18 protein-coding genes and 2 pseudogenes are annotated in these 15,657 nt (G+C 53.1%); 11 read left to right on the top strand and 9 right to left on the bottom strand.

What is annotated here, in order from left to right; all coding sequences use genetic code 11:
• Positions 1 to 495: 495 nt before the first annotated feature.
• Positions 496 to 807, bottom strand: a complete 312-nt coding sequence (locus MFP24_RS18395) for a helix-turn-helix domain-containing protein (protein WP_249231728.1) — start codon at positions 805 to 807, stop codon at positions 496 to 498.
• Between the two features lie 260 nt (positions 808 to 1,067).
• On the opposite strand from MFP24_RS18395, the gene waaA reads away from it, so the two are divergent.
• Both waaA and coaD read left to right on the top strand, forming a co-directional pair.
• The gene (waaA, locus tag MFP24_RS18390) at positions 1,068 to 2,345 is read left to right on the top strand and encodes a lipid IV(A) 3-deoxy-D-manno-octulosonic acid transferase (RefSeq protein ID WP_249231727.1); all 1,278 of its coding nucleotides are present in this window, start codon (positions 1,068 to 1,070) and stop codon (positions 2,343 to 2,345) included.
• Positions 2,346 to 2,380: 35 nt separating this feature from the next.
• The gene (gene coaD, locus MFP24_RS18385; RefSeq protein WP_249231726.1) at positions 2,381 to 2,860 is read left to right on the top strand and encodes a pantetheine-phosphate adenylyltransferase; all 480 of its coding nucleotides are present in this window, start codon (positions 2,381 to 2,383) and stop codon (positions 2,858 to 2,860) included.
• A 26-nt stretch (positions 2,861 to 2,886) separates the two neighbouring features.
• Here coaD and MFP24_RS18380 read toward each other — a convergent pair whose 3' ends face one another.
• The 5 genes from MFP24_RS18380 to radC form a co-directional block, all read right to left on the bottom strand.
• Positions 2,887 to 3,873: a glycosyltransferase family 9 protein gene (locus MFP24_RS18380; protein ID WP_249231795.1), complete on the bottom strand. Its 987-nt coding sequence runs from the start codon at positions 3,871 to 3,873 to the stop codon at positions 2,887 to 2,889.
• 145 nt (positions 3,874 to 4,018) lie between these two features.
• Complete coding sequence (gene mutM, locus MFP24_RS18375) at positions 4,019 to 4,828, bottom strand: bifunctional DNA-formamidopyrimidine glycosylase/DNA-(apurinic or apyrimidinic site) lyase (RefSeq protein ID WP_249231725.1); 810 nt, start codon at positions 4,826 to 4,828, stop codon at positions 4,019 to 4,021.
• Between the two features lie 126 nt (positions 4,829 to 4,954).
• Complete coding sequence (gene rpmG, locus MFP24_RS18370; RefSeq protein WP_004392084.1) at positions 4,955 to 5,122, bottom strand: 50S ribosomal protein L33; 168 nt, start codon at positions 5,120 to 5,122, stop codon at positions 4,955 to 4,957.
• 11 nt (positions 5,123 to 5,133) lie between these two features.
• A complete protein-coding gene (rpmB, locus tag MFP24_RS18365; protein ID WP_249231724.1) occupies positions 5,134 to 5,370 on the bottom strand; it encodes a 50S ribosomal protein L28 in 237 nt (78 codons plus the stop codon).
• A gap of 237 nt (positions 5,371 to 5,607) precedes the next feature.
• The gene (radC, locus tag MFP24_RS18360; protein WP_249231723.1) at positions 5,608 to 6,273 is read right to left on the bottom strand and encodes a RadC family protein; all 666 of its coding nucleotides are present in this window, start codon (positions 6,271 to 6,273) and stop codon (positions 5,608 to 5,610) included.
• 187 nt (positions 6,274 to 6,460) lie between these two features.
• Here radC and coaBC point away from each other — a divergent pair, with 187 nt between their 5' ends.
• The 3 genes from coaBC (at position 6,461) to slmA (ending at position 8,854) form a co-directional block, all read left to right on the top strand.
• Complete coding sequence (gene coaBC / locus MFP24_RS18355) at positions 6,461 to 7,717, top strand: bifunctional phosphopantothenoylcysteine decarboxylase/phosphopantothenate--cysteine ligase CoaBC (protein ID WP_249231722.1); 1,257 nt, start codon at positions 6,461 to 6,463, stop codon at positions 7,715 to 7,717.
• Positions 7,686 to 8,144, top strand: coding sequence for a dUTP diphosphatase (gene dut / locus MFP24_RS18350; protein ID WP_249231721.1), 459 nt, complete (start codon positions 7,686 to 7,688; stop codon positions 8,142 to 8,144). Before coaBC ends, dut begins: the two co-directional genes overlap by 32 nt.
• Before the next feature lie 113 nt (positions 8,145 to 8,257).
• On the top strand, positions 8,258 to 8,854 hold the full coding sequence (gene slmA, locus MFP24_RS18345; protein WP_249231720.1) for a nucleoid occlusion factor SlmA: 597 nt from the start codon (positions 8,258 to 8,260) through the stop codon (positions 8,852 to 8,854).
• A 58-nt stretch (positions 8,855 to 8,912) separates the two neighbouring features.
• On the opposite strand, the gene pyrE is transcribed toward slmA, so the two are convergent.
• The 3 genes from pyrE to MFP24_RS18330 all read right to left on the bottom strand — a co-directional run bounded on the left by pyrE (position 8,913) and on the right by MFP24_RS18330 (position 11,067).
• Positions 8,913 to 9,554: an orotate phosphoribosyltransferase gene (pyrE, locus tag MFP24_RS18340; protein ID WP_249231719.1), complete on the bottom strand. Its 642-nt coding sequence runs from the start codon at positions 9,552 to 9,554 to the stop codon at positions 8,913 to 8,915.
• A gap of 236 nt (positions 9,555 to 9,790) precedes the next feature.
• Positions 9,791 to 10,507, bottom strand: a complete 717-nt coding sequence (gene rph / locus MFP24_RS18335; RefSeq protein ID WP_249231718.1) for a ribonuclease PH — start codon at positions 10,505 to 10,507, stop codon at positions 9,791 to 9,793.
• A 131-nt stretch (positions 10,508 to 10,638) separates the two neighbouring features.
• A complete protein-coding gene (locus MFP24_RS18330) occupies positions 10,639 to 11,067 on the bottom strand; it encodes a DUF3574 domain-containing protein (RefSeq protein ID WP_249231717.1) in 429 nt (142 codons plus the stop codon).
• Positions 11,068 to 11,288: 221 nt separating this feature from the next.
• Here MFP24_RS18330 and MFP24_RS18325 point away from each other — a divergent pair, with 221 nt between their 5' ends.
• The 6 genes and pseudogenes from MFP24_RS18325 to MFP24_RS18305 all read left to right on the top strand — a co-directional run bounded on the left by MFP24_RS18325 (position 11,289) and on the right by MFP24_RS18305 (position 15,317).
• A complete protein-coding gene (locus MFP24_RS18325; RefSeq protein ID WP_249231716.1) occupies positions 11,289 to 12,242 on the top strand; it encodes an isoaspartyl peptidase/L-asparaginase family protein in 954 nt (317 codons plus the stop codon).
• A 101-nt stretch (positions 12,243 to 12,343) separates the two neighbouring features.
• Positions 12,344 to 13,207, top strand: a complete 864-nt coding sequence (locus tag MFP24_RS18320) for a YicC/YloC family endoribonuclease (protein ID WP_249231715.1) — start codon at positions 12,344 to 12,346, stop codon at positions 13,205 to 13,207.
• Positions 13,208 to 13,367: 160 nt separating this feature from the next.
• Positions 13,368 to 14,061 (top strand): annotated as a pseudogene (locus MFP24_RS18315) (hypothetical protein).
• Positions 14,058 to 14,459: a hypothetical protein gene (locus MFP24_RS18310; protein WP_249231714.1), complete on the top strand. Its 402-nt coding sequence runs from the start codon at positions 14,058 to 14,060 to the stop codon at positions 14,457 to 14,459. The pseudogene MFP24_RS18315 and the gene MFP24_RS18310 overlap by 4 nt, the downstream one beginning before the upstream one ends.
• A gap of 248 nt (positions 14,460 to 14,707) precedes the next feature.
• Positions 14,708 to 15,027 (top strand): annotated as a pseudogene (locus tag MFP24_RS24280) (STM2901 family protein); the annotation flags it as partial.
• Entirely contained in the window at positions 15,021 to 15,317 is a 297-nt protein-coding gene (locus tag MFP24_RS18305; RefSeq protein WP_249231794.1) for a DUF1493 family protein, read from the top strand. The pseudogene MFP24_RS24280 and the gene MFP24_RS18305, both read left to right, overlap by 7 nt.
• Positions 15,318 to 15,657: the final 340 nt, after the last annotated feature.

Below are 15,657 nucleotides of genomic sequence, written 5' to 3'. Positions count from 1 at the left end.
ATGTATTTGCAGTGCGATTTTATGTTCGTCTAACATGGGCAGAGTCGTTAATTGCTCGGGCCATAGCGTTCTCGCCTTTTTCATCCCGCACCTTAAATAATATATTCATTGTTTTTTTATTCACAAACAACATAATAGTTGTAAAAAATCATAGTACAACTCATTCATTGTTTTTATAAACATGGCAACGTTAAAGTTGCATAAACAGGATAAAGGAATCGTTTTAGGCCACACGAAATAGCCGACGTAGGGAACCGTTGACGCTAACTCTACCGCGCCCAAAGCTTGGCTATGTTGGTCCCCGGTATATAACTCCAAGTCCGGATCAATTTTTTGTACATAAGGGGGAATGGAGCCATACGACATCATAGCTGAAGCTAAAATGCTCTCTGCCTTTTATCATGTCCGATCGCAGTTTGCCTATCCGCATAGGTTCGGTAAAATCCTGCCAGTCAGCAAAAACATAGACTTCGGTATTCATTGTTGTTTTCCTTTCTATTTATTCAGAAGTTCAATGTCTTGAAGCTTACGACCCAACTCATCGTCACTGGCCACTCTGGTCAAATCCTCCACCAACCCTAGTACGCTGAGTACAGCAACATAGTGACCCATTGACACCTTTGGATCACCCTGCTCGATTTTGCGAATGGTAAGACGGCTGAGACCCGTCCTTTCCGAGATCATGACTTGCGTATATTTCCGTCGTTTACAGGCGAGCTTTATGTTTTCTCCCAGTTGAGAAAGAATTTTTTGATTCTTGGGAAAGACGACTGCACTGCGCTTTTGATGGTTTTTTTCTGTGGTCATTATTGTTACCAAATTGGCGTATTTTGATAAGTATAGTGCTCACCTATTTTTCTGTAAACAATCAATATGAAACCTGTATTTATCATTTTAACGCCATTATGGTAACCATAAGTGCCATATTGTAGTTTTCACCTCTTAAGGAAGATATTGAATACCCGGCATCAGCGCGAGAAATACCGGTCCTCTGTTTTACAATTAGCCTTATCCTGCTTAACCCGATAAAATCCCCCTCCAGCGATAACCAATAATAGCCAAGACCAATGTTACAAGCCCTTTACACCGTTCTTCTGTACCTTATCCAGCCACTGATATGGATCCGACTGTGGATTCGCGGTCGCAAAGCGCCGGCTTACCGCAGGCGCTGGAGCGAGCGCTATGGATTTTGCGCCGAGAAAGTGCGGCCGGATGGCATCATGCTGCATTCCGTGTCTGTGGGAGAAACGCTGGCGGCCATTCCGCTGGTCAGGGCGCTGCGTCATCGTTACCCTAATCTGCCGATAACCGTCACCACCATGACGCCAACCGGTTCGGAGCGCGTGCGTTCCGCTTTCGGCGATTCGGTCTACCACGTCTATCTGCCTTACGATTTGCCCTTTGCTCTGCGACGTTTTTTTAATCAGGTGCGTCCCAAAGTGGTGATCATCATGGAAACCGAACTGTGGCCCAACCTGATCGCCGAGCTGCATAAACGCAACATTCCCCTGGTGATCGCCAACGCGCGCCTCTCCGCGCGCTCAGCGGCCGGCTATAAAAAAATAGGCAGTCTGACGCGCCGCATTCTACAGCGCATCACCCTGGTTGCCGCGCAAAATCAGGAAGACGGGGAACGTTTTATCGATCTCGGCTTGAAACGATCGAGTCTGACGGTTACCGGCAGCCTCAAGTTCGATATTTCCGTTACCCCGGAGCTGGCGGCCCGCGCGGTGACGCTGCGGCGTCAGTGGGCGCCGCACCGCCCGGTATGGATCGCCACCAGCACCCACGAAGGCGAGGAAGCCATCGTGTTAGCCGCGCATCGGCAGCTATTGGCGACCTACCCGGATTTGCTGCTTATCCTGGTGCCCCGGCACCCGGAACGATTCGCGGCCACCCAGGCGCTGACGCAAAGTTCAGGTTTCACCTACACCCTGCGCAGCAGCGGCGAGCAACCCTCGGCCAAGACGCAGGTTGTTATCGGCGATACCATGGGCGAATTGATGTTGCTATACGGCATTGCCGATCTGGCATTTGTCGGCGGCAGCCTGGTTGAACGAGGCGGACACAACCCGCTCGAAGCCGCGGCGCATGCCATCCCCGTTCTGATGGGGCCGCATACCTTCAACTTTAAAGATATCTGCAACAAACTTGAGCAGGCGGATGGTCTGATTACCGTTACCGATACGGCCTCGCTGACCAAGGAAGTGGGGAATCTGCTCGCCGATGAGGACTACCGCCGCTATTATGGCAGGCATGCCGTCGAGGTGTTGCATCAGAATCAGGGAGCCCTGCAGAAGTTGCTCTCGTTGCTGGCGCCTTATCTGCCACCCCGCATCCACTAACTGGCAGCGGTTTTGAGCACAGGAGCGAAGGAAGCATGACGACCAAAGCGATTTACCCCGGCACTTTCGATCCGCTAACCAACGGTCACCTGGATTTACTGACCCGCGCATCGCGCCTGTTCGACCATCTGGTGCTGGCGGTGGCCGCCAGCCCGAGCAAAAAGACCTTATTTACCCTTGACGAGCGCGTGGCGCTGGCGCAGGAAGTCACCCGGCACCTGCCGAACGTGGAAGTCGTCGGCTTTAGCGAGCTGATGGCGCATTTCGCGCAAAGCCAACAAGCCACCATTCTGGTGCGGGGATTGCGCGCCGTTGCCGATTTCGAGTACGAACTTCAGCTGGCGAAAATGAATCACCACCTGATGCCGACGCTGGAAAGCGTATTCCTGATGCCTTCCGAAGAGTGGTCGTTTATTTCCTCTTCTCTGGTCAAGGAAGTGGCCCGTCACGGCGGCGATGTTTCCCCTTTCCTGCCCGGGCCGATTGCCGACGCATTAAACGATAAACTGCGGTAGCGAAACAGTTCGCATACCGGTACGTTTTATTGCTGCGATTTATTTAACAGCGTAACTATCGCCCGTTCTATCGAGGCAACGGAAATATCATCGACAATTTTTCCTTCATGAAGAAGGATATTATCCACGCCGATGGGATACCAGCGTAAATACTTCTCAGGCCGGGACTCAAATAACGCCACAACGGGTATTTTCAATGCAGAGGCAAGATGCACCGGAGCGCTATCAGCCGAGACAACGATATCCAGATAGCTCATCACCGAGACTAAATCGGCTACCGTATCAGTTGATACGCAGCGAGCGCGCTTACCGGACAGCTGTTCCTGCGCGGGCCGGTCGTTAGGAGCATGGAAAATAATAATTTCCGTATCATTCCCTAATTTCCCAATCAGCTCACTCCACTTATCCCATGAGAGTTTTCGCGCCGGACTTTTATTGGAAATAAAGAATCCGATTCGCGGGCTAATCTTGTCGCCTAACCGCTCTCCCCACTTTTTGATAAGCAGTTCATTCGGATAAACATATAAATTCAGCTGATCAATATCGACTTTACCCAGCTCTGGCACGAGTTCATAGCCTGAAAGCACCTCGTGCTTCATCGGCCTGGTGGCAATATGCGACTGATTCCGATCGTCAAATCCGGTTTTTTCATTATGCCAGCGCGCATCTCTGACATTCAGTAAATTGGCGAACTGAACTGAGTTTTTATTCACTCCGCCATTGGGAATAACCAGCAAATCAAAATTTATTTTTCTTAAGGTAAAAATCAACTTTACCTTATCAAGCATGGCATTTAAAAATCCGGGATTGATATTTTTTTCATACTTTTTTGAATAGACATAATAATGTATCTTAGCGACGTCCGGATTATCATCCAGAATGGGCGCATTATATTTGTTAGCCAGTACATGGAGTTCCGAATCGGGCCAGCGTTTTTTCAAGTCACGCAATAACGATGTTGTACATACCATATCACCAAGAAAATCTATACGAATAACTAATATGCGATTAATCTCTTTTTTATGTCTTACCTTTTTGAAAAAAAACATATCAATCCCTAAGCTGGCAATAATAAATAAAATACTTAATTAATCTATACGCAATAGCGTGAAAAATACCGGCATCTCCGCAGCCTGAAATATGACGGTACAACGTCAATCATCGCTGACAGACCCGGCAAAAAAACGTGCTGCGCTGACCGTGTTTGGCTATTTGTATCGGCGCGCCGCAAACCCGGCAAGGCTCGCCGGTACGGCCGTAAACCTGCAGCTCCTGGGCAAAATATCCCGGCTTGCCGTCTGATTGCAGAAAATCACGCAGCGTTGTCCCGCCCTGCTCAATGGAGCGCTGCAGCACCTGCTTGATGGTTTCCGCCAGTCGCGCCGTCTCGGCCTCGCTTAGGGAGCCGGCCGCTCGGTCCGGGTCGATGCCCGCCGCGAACAGGGATTCGCTGGCATAGATGTTCCCCACGCCAACCACCACTTTATTATCCATAATCCACAACTTAACCCGCGTCTTCCTGCCGCGTGATTTCTGGTACAGATAGTCAGGGGAAAAATCATCACTCAGCGGCTCCGGCCCCAAATGAGCCAGCACCGTGCTCTCCTGCAGGGTGTTTGTCCATAGCCAGGCGCCGAAACGGCGGGGATCGGTATAGCGCAGCACCTTGCCGCTATCCATCACCAAATCAACGTGATCGTGTTTACCCGGTTCGATGTACTCGGGCAGGATACGCAGGCTGCCGGACATGCCCAGATGAACAATGATCCACCCGCCGGTTAATTCAATCAGCAGATATTTGGCGCGCCGATGCACCCCCAGAACGACCCGATCGCTAAGGGATAAAATCTCGCTGGAAACCGGCCAGCGCAAACGGGCGTTGCGCACTTCGGCATAAAGGATCGTATGGCCCACCAGATAGGGCGAAATTCCCCGCCGACTGGTTTCAACCTCAGGCAATTCAGGCATGCGTTATCTCCTGGAAATTCTGGTGCCTGGTATAAAAGCGCACCGCCAGCGGCCCCCAAGACAGGGCTGAACAGACCAACGTAAAAAAACCCGGCCAAGGCCGGGTTTTTCAATAATCCACTAAAATTATTTAATTTTAGCTTCTTTGTAGATCACGTGTTGACGGACAACCGGATCGAATTTCTTCAGTTCCAGTTTTTCCGGCTTCGTGCGCTTGTTCTTCGTGGTGGTATAGAAGTGACCAGTACCAGCAGAAGAAACCAGCTTGATCTTCTCGCGAACACCCTTAGCCATGATTCAGTTCCTTAATACTTTTCACCACGGGCACGCAGATCGGCCAGAACCGTCTCAATACCCTTCTTATCAATAACACGCATACCTTTAGCAGATACGCGCAGCGTTACAAAGCGCTTTTCACCTTCAACCCAGAAACGGTGTGCGTGCAGGTTCGGCAGAAAACGGCGTTTGGTCGCATTCAGTGCGTGGGAACGGTTATTACCGGTCACCGGACGCTTGCCAGTAACTTGGCAGACTCGGGACATGTCTATTCTCCAAAAATCAAATCAGCTCGAGCTTCGTATAGGGTGTCGCCGCCTCGTCAGGCTCTAGAGCCCATCTCAGCAACTTCACTGAAAAGACTCCGTCATCAGGGTAAACCTGCTGAGATAGGCTCTTAACGCCACACCCAAGATTCTCAAAGGTGGCGTAGTATACGCTCTGAAGCGTGAGCGCTCAAGTCCCGAACAGCTAAAGATCCCTCAGGATCGCGGAAAAATCGGTTAAATCCACCCGCGCTCGGCAAAAGAGACGTACTCGCCGTGTCCGATAACCAGGTGATCAAGCACGCGAATCTCCAACAGCAGGCAAGCTTTGATGATTTGTTCGGTTATCGCACGGTCGGCCTGACTGGGCTCCGCTTTCCCCGACGGGTGATTGTGCGCCAGAATCAGCGCGGCGGCGTTGCTTTTCAACGCTTCGCGCACAATTTCCCTCGGGTGTACTTCGACGCAGTCAATGGTACCAGCAAACATCTCCTGATGACGAATCACCCGATGCTGATTATCCAGAAACATGACTAAAAACACCTCCCGTTCCTGGCGGGACAGCAATAATTGCAGATACTGCCCGGTGATCTCCGGGCTCAGCATCGCATTTTCCTTCGCCAGGCGGGACGAAAACAGCCGACGGGACAATTCCGCCACCGCTTTTAGCTGCGCGTATTTTGAAATGCCGACGCCTTTCGTCTGACAAAACGCGTCCCGGTCGGCGGACATCAATTGATACAGCGAGCCAAACTCCAGCAGCAAACTCTCCGCCAGTTGCATAACATGCATACCGGGCGACCCGGTGCGTAAAAAAATCGCCAGCAGTTCGGCATCCGTCAGCGCCTCTGCGCCTAAACTCACTAATTTCTCCCGCGGCGTCTGCTCATTTCCCCAGCCCATCGAACCTCCTCCACTGACTGAACGTCATCATTACACGGCCAGGACAACGGGACGACGTCAGCCGCAACAGGCTGCGAAGCGCTTCGCAATTTTCGTCCGCCAATCGGTATGCAGGCTTAACACTCCTCTCTCAACTCAAGGTTATGGTAAAATAACGCCTCTTTCAGTTTTTAGTCGGACAATGATGATGACGGAACTTTCCAGCCTGAACGGGCTTTCCGCTAAACGTATTGCTGGCAAACGCATCGTGCTCGGTATCAGCGGGGGCATCGCCGCTTACAAATGCCCTGAGCTGGTAAGGCGACTGCGCGACAGCGGTGCGGAAGTCCGGGTTGTCATGACATCGGCCGCCAAAGCCTTTATCACTCCGCTGACCTTGCAGGCCGTGTCCGGCCATCCGGTGTCGGACGACCTGCTCGACCCGGCGGCCGAAGCCTCGATGGGCCATATCGAGCTGGGGAAATGGGCGGATTTGGTGATTCTGGCGCCGGCCACCGCCGATCTGATCGCGCGTCTGGCCGCCGGGATGGCCAACGATCTGCTGACCACCTTGTGTCTGGCGACGCCCGCCCCCATCGCCGTTGTTCCCGCCATGAACCAGCAGATGTACCGCGCGGCGCCGACGCAGGACAACCTGCGTACCCTGGCGGCCCGCGGTTTGCTGCTATGGGGGCCGGACAGCGGCAGCCAGGCGTGCGGCGATATCGGCCCCGGCCGGATGATTGACCCGCTGGAGATTGTCGAACTGGCGCAGCGCCACTTCACGCAGACTCGCGACCTGCAACATCTGAATATCATGATTACCGCCGGCCCGACGCGCGAAGCGCTTGACCCGGTGCGCTTCATCAGCAATCACAGTTCGGGGAAAATGGGCTTCGCCATTGCTCAGGCCGCCGCCGCCAGAGGCGCGAACGTTACGCTGATTACCGGGCCGGTAGCCCTGGCGACGCCGCCTGACGTTAAGCGTATCGACGTCAACAGCGCGCTGGATATGCGGCAGGCGGTGATGGCCGAAGCCGCGCGGCAGCATATTGTTATCGGCTGCGCCGCGGTTGCCGACTACCGCGCCAAGCTGGTCGCAGATGAAAAAATCAAAAAGCGCGGCGATGAAATGACTGTCACCCTGATCAAAAATCCGGATATCATCGCGGATGTCGCCGCCATGGGTGAAAACCGGCCTTATGTCGTCGGATTTGCCGCCGAAACCCAGAATGTGGAAGAATACGCGCGGCAAAAGCTGGCGCGTAAAAATCTGGATTTAATCTGCGCTAACGACGTCTCCCTTTCCGGGCATGGTTTTAACAGTGAAACCAATGCATTACATCTTTTCTGGCACCACGGGGACAAGCAGTTGCCGCAATGCGACAAACGTCTTCTTGGCCAACATTTAATCGACGAGATTGTCAGCCGTTATGATGAAAAAAATCGACGTAAAGATTGTTGACCCGCGTATTGGTCAACAATTCCCATTACCCACCTACGCCACGCCGGGTTCCGCCGGGCTGGATCTGCGCGCCTGCCTGGATCAGGCGGTGGAACTGCAAGCCGGGGAAACCACGCTGATACCGACGGGGCTGGCGATTCATATCGCCGATACCGGCCTGGCGGCCATGGTTCTGCCGCGTTCCGGACTGGGCCACAAGCACGGCGTGGTGTTAGGTAATCTGGTCGGGCTGATCGACTCCGACTATCAGGGGCAATTAATGGTTTCCGTCTGGAATCGCGGTCGGCAGACATTCACCATTGAACCGGGCGAGCGCATCGCCCAGATGATTTTCGTTCCCGTCGTTCAGGCCGAGTTTAATCTGGTCGAAGATTTCGTCAGCAGCGAACGTGGAGAAGGCGGTTTCGGCCATTCGGGCCGTAACTAACACGCCCCTGCCATCCGGTATTATCAAAATTCATATAAGCCACAGCAACTTATAGTGACTGTGGCGCTGCCGGGTGCTTGTCGGTCAAATTTTTAGCAAGGGTCTTTTCAGACATGGCAGAAAAAGGAAATACGAAACGGAATCGTCGCGAGGAAATTTTGCAGGCGCTGGCGCAAATGCTGGAATCCAGCGACGGCAGCCAACGCATTACCACAGCAAAACTGGCCGCGAACGTTGGGGTATCTGAAGCCGCGCTTTATCGGCACTTCCCCAGCAAAACAAAGATGTTCGACAGCCTGATCGAGTTTATCGAGGATAGTCTGACTACCCGCATTAATCTGATTCTGCAGGATGAAAAAGAGACGTTTAACCGTCTGCGCCTGATTTTATTGCTTATTCTGGGGTTTGCGGAACGTAACGCAGGTTTGACCCGCATCCTCACCGGGCATGCGCTGATGTTTGAACAGGACCGTTTGCAGGGCCGTATCAATCAGTTATTTGAACGTATCGAATCGCAGCTGCGTCAGGTATTGCGCGAGCAGAAATTACGTGACGGCAAAGGTTTTCAGCACGATGAAACGCTGCTCGCCAGCCAGCTGCTGGCATTTTGCGAAGGCATGCTCTCGCGCTTTATCCGTTCGGAATTCCGCTATCGCCCCACGCAGGAATTTGATACCCGCTGGCCTCTGCTGGCCGCACAGTTGCACTGACGTTCCTTCCCATCGTCCTCTCCCGCCAGACGCCTTTCCGGCGGGAGCGGGCGATGGCTTAAATACCGTATTGCCGACGATATTCCTGCACCGCCGTCAGGTATGCGGCCATTTCCGGTTTTTCCGCCAGATAGGCGACCAGATCCCGCAGCGTAATGATGGAAATCACCTTACACTGATAATCACGTTCTACTTCCTGAATCGCCGAAATCTCGCCGCGCCCGCGCTCCTGACGATCCAGCGCAATCATGATCCCGGCCAAGGTGGCGCCGTGAGCCGCAATGATTTCCATTGATTCGCGGATCGCCGTACCGGCGGTGATAACGTCGTCAACCAGCATGACCCGTCCCTGGAGCGGACTTCCCACCAGGCTGCCGCCTTCGCCGTGATCTTTGGCTTCCTTACGGTTAAAACAGTAAGGGAGGTCGCGTTGGTGATGTTCCGCCAGCGCCACCGCCGTGGTGGTGGCAATGGGAATGCCCTTGTAAGCCGGACCGAACAGCAGATCGAATTCAATGCCTGAATCCACCAGCGCTTCGGCATAAAAACGCCCCAGCAACGCCAGGTCTCGCCCGGTATTAAATAATCCGGCGTTAAAGAAATAAGGGCTGACACGTCCTGATTTCAGCGTGAATTCACCGAACTTCAATACCTGTTTGCTAAGCGCAAACTCAATAAACTGGCGCTGATAGGCCTTCATTACTGCGTCTCCTGAGCTCGTGGGTGAATTGATCGCGGCAGGTCTGCACATACTCTCCGTCGTCCCTGCGTAGGCAGGGACCGGCACCTGCCGGCGATTCGTTCTTATAAGATTCCCGGTGACTCGCCCCATCCCAGGGGCTCGCCCTGCGGGCCGCCGCAAACGACGTTCAAAAACATTCCTGTTTTTTTGTGCGGGAATGACGATGGAAAAAGTAGGACTGTAGCTTTAAAAAATCAATCCTCCAGCGCGGCCTTCTGCGCGCGGATAATATTCTCAATCCCCGCGCGCGCCAATGCCAGCAGCGACAGCAGTTCTTCATGGGTGAAGGGCTCGCCTTCCGCCGTGCCCTGCACTTCAATCATGCGGCCGTCTTCGGTCATCACCACGTTCATATCGGTTTCCGCGGCGGAATCCTCCACATATTCCAGGTCGCACACCGCCTCGCCGTTGACGATGCCGACGGAAACCGCCGCCACCATGCCTTTCAGCGGATTTTTCTTCAACTTCCCCTTGGCGACCAAGCTGTTCAACGCATCGGCCAGCGCCACGCAGGCACCGGTAATCGACGCGGTACGCGTGCCGCCGTCCGCCTGCAATACGTCGCAATCCAGCGTAATGGTGTACTCGCCCAGCGCTTTAAGGTCGATGGCCGCCCGCAGCGAACGGGCGATCAGACGCTGAATCTCCAGCGTGCGCCCGCCCTGCTTGCCTTTTGCCGCTTCACGCGCGTTACGGCTGTGCGTGGCGCGCGGCAACATGCCATATTCGGCGGTGACCCAGCCCTGGCCCTGCCCTTTCAGAAAGCGCGGCACGCCCTCTTCAACCGTGGCATTACATAAAACCTTGGTATCGCCGAACTCAACCAAAACGGACCCTTCGGCATGTTTTGTGTAATGACGGGTTAATTTCAGGGGGCGTACTTGCTGTGCACTTCGGCCTGTAGGGCGCATGACTTATCTCCGGCGGGAAAATGTTAACTGGCGCGCATTATACGGCCTTAGCGGCGCAATGCCTACCGGCCGGCGGCGGCTTATATTTTCCCGCCTGGTTCGAACGTAAAACATCTGCGCCGGAGCGATAATCAAAACGCGACGCAGACCGGCGCATCAACCCGCATCACCGAATCCTGCTTAAAGCGCTGTTTATACCCTGAACGCAGCGCCTCGATTTTCGTTTCGTTCGCCGCATCCGCCGCGTGGATCAACAGCAACGCCTTGCTGTTTTCCCGCGCCAGCACGCCATCGTCGCCCAGCCATTGCCCTTTGGCGTCAAATACCGATAACCCCTCTTGAAAGCGCGGCGTCACCTCACGATCGAGGAAGGATTGCCATTCGCTGGCGCTAATCGCCGGGCCGTCGGGACGGTTGAGGCCGAAATAGAGGGTGGTTTGCGTCATGCTCTCGCCGGTTACGCACCGGGCCGCGGCCGACTCCGCGGGTTTACCCGGCGAAACGCAACCCGCCAGTACCAAAGCCAATGCCAACGCGGAAAGTCTGCTGCCTGTTTTCATTGTCATTCCTTGCCTTAATCATCATATTCAGAACGTAAAATAACAAAATTTATGCCGCGCCGGGGCATAACCTCAGGCAGTGCCATAGTGATGATATTTCAGCGCTTAACGTCGACGAGCGCTTGACGCATCGCATAAAAGCGTCGCATCACGCATTCAGGCTGCTTATCATATTAGTTCAGCGTTCCGGCGTGCCGATTATCGAGAAGAGAATTTATTCCATGACAAAACCCGTGATCGTGATCCACGGCGGGGCCGGCGCCCTGACCCGATCCGCCATGAGTAGCGAAAAAGAGCAGCGCTATCTGGCCGCGCTGGCCGACGTTATCGCCTGCGGGCAGCAGATTCTGGCGCGCCACGGCAGCGCGCTGGACACCGTGACCGAAGCCGTCCGGCTGCTGGAAGAGTGCCCGCTGTTTAATGCCGGACGGGGTTCGGTGTTTACCCATGATGAAACCCACGAACTGGATGCCAGCATTATGGATGGGCGCACGCTGAATGCGGGCGCCGTCAGTTGCGTCAGCCATATCCGTAACCCGGTGCTGGCGGCCAGGAGCATACTGGAACAGAGCCAGCATGTGATGTTTACCGCTGAAGGCGCGGAAGCCTTCGCCCGCCTGCACGGCCTTGAAATGGTCGAACCGGCGTTTTTCTCTACCGAGGAACGTCGCCGACAACTGCATAATGCACAGGCCAGGGAAGGAAAAGTTGTGCTGGATCATGACGGTCAGGATGACGGCGGCCCCATTGACCCCGACCGTAAGTTCGGCACCGTTGGCGCGGTAGCGCTGGACAGCGCCGGAAACCTTGCCGCGGCCACCTCCACCGGCGGCATGACCAATAAACAGGCCGGTCGGGTCGGCGACAGCCCGATCGTTGGCGCGGGCTGCTACGCCAATAACCATAGCGTGGCGGTTTCCTGCACCGGCACTGGCGAAATCTTTATGCGCACCGTTGCCGCCTATGATGTCTCCGCGCTGATGGAATATGCCGGGCTTTCCCTACAGCAGGCCACGGATCGGGTGGTGATGGAAAAGCTGGCGCGCCTGGAGGGCAGCGGCGGGCTGATCGCCGTCGATCGCCACGGCAATATCGCGCTGCCGTTTAACAGCGAAGGGATGTATCGCGGTTACGGTTATGTCGAAGAGGCCCCGCAGACGAGGATTTACCGCTAACGGGTTTATAAACCGCCGGAACAGCCGGACGATTTTGTCCTACCCTGCCCGCAGACACGACGCTATAATCCCTGCATCATTTGCTTTACAGGTATGCACCGATGATTCGCAGTATGACCGCTTACGCCCGGCAGGAAGTCAAGGGCGACTGGGGCAGCGCAGCCTGGGAACTGCGTTCCGTTAACCAGCGCTATCTGGAAACCTACATCCGTTTACCGGAACAGTTCCGCAGTCTGGAGCCTGTTATTCGCGATCGCATCCGCTCCCGTCTGACCCGCGGTAAAATTGAATGCAACCTGCGTTTTGATCTCGACCCGCGCGCGCAAAGCTCGCTGATTCTGAATGAAAATCTGGCAAAACAGCTGGTCAGCGCCGCCAACTGGGTAAAAATGCAGAGCGACGAAGGGGAAATCAACCCGGTCGATATTCTGCGCTGGCCCGGCGTAATGGCCGCGGAAGAGCAGGATCTGGACGCCATCAGCGCCGAGCTGCTGCAGGCGTTGGACCGCACGCTGGATGACTTTATCAGCGCGCGGGAAAGCGAAGGCAATGCCCTAAAAGGACTGATAGAACAGCGTCTGGCGGGCGTCAGCGGCGAAGTCGCCAAAGTGCGCGCGCAGATGCCGAATATTCTGCAATGGCAGCGTGAACGGCTGCTCAGCAAACTGGAAGACGCGCAGGTACAGTTGGAAAATAACCGGCTGGAGCAAGAGCTGGTCATCATGGCGCAGCGCGTCGACGTCGCGGAAGAACTCGATCGTCTGGAAGCTCACGTGGCGGAAACCTATAAAATCCTGAAGAAAGAAGAAGCCGTAGGCCGCCGTCTGGACTTTATGATGCAGGAGTTCAACCGCGAATCCAACACGCTGGCGTCTAAATCCATTAACGCCGACGTCACCGCATCCGCCATCGAACTCAAGGTACTGATTGAGCAGATGCGGGAGCAGATCCAGAATATCGAGTAACGTTTCACACGATCTCGCATTGTCTCACCCAGTCTCAAAGGCACCGGAAGGTGCCTTAACCTTTGGATTATTCTAGGGTTCCCGCGAAATCGCCTATCTTTTCATCAGCACTATTCAATCGTACAATGACGCGATTTTAGATTATGCAGAGGGAAGATTAATGAGCAAAAGAGGGGATTTGATAGAGCTTTCAGATGTATTGACGGCTACATACGGGCTTGTTTACTCTGAAATTTTAGGATGGATCGACCTTGGCCATGCAGCCGGCAATGACATCCGCATTATTCTCGACCAAATGGATGCTGGCGAAAAGCGATCTGAATCCTACTACAAAATCGTGTATTCACAATCAATGTACAAATTTGGGCATAGGTGTTCACGCACGTTGGAATGTGAAGAAAGGCAGAGATCTAGCAACTAGGCATAGCATAGCTCTCGCTATGATGATGCGCACGGCACTACGATTTGAGAATCTACAGGCATCTATTCCGTTTAGCTGGACTACAGATAGCGGTTTTAGCTCAGAAGATTTAGTGTCTGACCTCTTAGGTTTTTATCGTGTAGTCCGTCCAATGAACTATTTCGCACAACTCCGTTTAATCAGCAAACAAAACGCTCTAAAGCGCTGGGATCACTACGGCCCGATCGGTAATTACAAAAACAAATTATTCCGCCCGATGCTCTTCCCAGATCCGGAAAAAAATAAATCGGCAAGACCGACATACGGAGAACTACCTCAGTTCATGAAAGCTATTACACCGTATAACAACTTTAGTGACGGTACGGTTAATGTCATCACCAACGAAGGCATCCATATGAATATTGCTGTGGAACCAATGAAGGATTACCGATGACTAAAATTGTTAAAATTGCTTCAGTTGTAGTCATTGCTGCACTGATATTCGGTTCTTACAAAACTGCATCCATCGCTCTTACCGACAGCGCAGATTACTCACGTTCTGACTGGTTAACGTATAAACTGATCGCCCCAGACGAGATTAAGGGTGCCCCGCTTTTAACTGACGATACAATCATCCATTTCAGAGCGACTGATGGAAATGCGCCTCAGATTGATGAGATCGAGTACAGCAAAGACACAGATGAGACTATGTTGGCCGATTACCTCAATTCTTTAGGGTACAGCCAGGTTGAGGATCCTGTGTTTGGTATGCGGTGGGCGAAAGAAGACTCAAACAAAAGCGCATACATAACCAAAACTGAAAACGCGGTGAAACTGACCTTCACAGATTAATTTTTTTGTATTGATTACCTATGTGTCAGTGGAGTACTGTCATTCCACTTCAATAAGAGCAGCATTTGAAGGCAATAGCGACGATGTAATTGAGCAAATCCTGTTAGGTCATGGGTTTTTAAGAGTTCGCAAAATCGAAGATGGCAGTTGGATAGGTGTTCTTTGTCCTGTTTTTACCATGTTTGTATGAAATATCGCCTTTCCGATACCGCGCACAGGAGGCATATCACTTTTTTGACACTGCTACCTACTTGGCCGCAGCAGCAATCTACGCGGGAAGGAACAGTATTGCGGTATCCGGGAAGTTTGCCATAGCCACGCCCGGGACATCTTGGGCATCAAAATTGGCCCGGCAGCGATTGCAAAAATATAAGTTACCATTTCCGTTACCAACGATCATTGGTAACCCTTTCAAGATGAAAGTCATCATGACGCACAAACTGGGAACGTTTGTTGGCCGCACAATACCGATTGTCGGCTGGATGGTGTTGCTGATATATCGCAGATTACATGGAAAGTGACAAATCGTTATAACCTGATAGCCAGCAAGGAGGACAAAATCTGGTGAGCAATGATATTGAAAAAGCCGTCTTTGACCTTGTCGAAGAGTATAACGGCTACTGGTTTTGGTTACGTAAACGCTACCCACTGAAAAAGGAAACCGATCTGAATGCGGATTTCAGGATGGCGCCGGAAGATGCTGCCGAACTACTGGAAAACTATGCCGAAAAATTCTCTATCAATCCAAAAGAAATTAATTTCGATAAGTTTTTTCCACCCAATCTGAGCACACCGCATCAACCTCTAACAATCAGCATGTTGATCGAATCAGCGCGAGCCGGTCATTGGCTATACTGAAAGAGTAAACGTCCGAATTGATCGTGAAACGTTTTATCACTGCCGTCGGCCTGGCGAGCAAGTGTCAGCATTCCCCGGCTTAAGCGTGATATATGTTATCCCCCACTTCAGTAACCTCTGTTCTCCGGCGCACGGCGATTTACGGCTCGGGGAACCATGCCGCACTGAACAATACCTGCGCCCCGGAGCGGCAGCAGTTGAGGTGTTGATAAGAATTGGCGCAGAAAATATGCGGCAGATGACAGGTCGCGCCGGAAAGCGCTGTGGCGTAAGGGCTGGCCTGATGATACCAGGAATAAGGCCTATAAGGCTTATGCCGAGGAGAACTCCCGCGTCAGGA

The organism is Brenneria tiliae (genome assembly GCF_023347575.1).
Classification (GTDB): domain Bacteria; phylum Pseudomonadota; class Gammaproteobacteria; order Enterobacterales; family Enterobacteriaceae; genus Brenneria; species Brenneria corticis.
The sequence above is the reverse complement of the archived record's forward strand: the minus strand, read 5'-3'. Positions and strand labels throughout refer to the sequence as shown.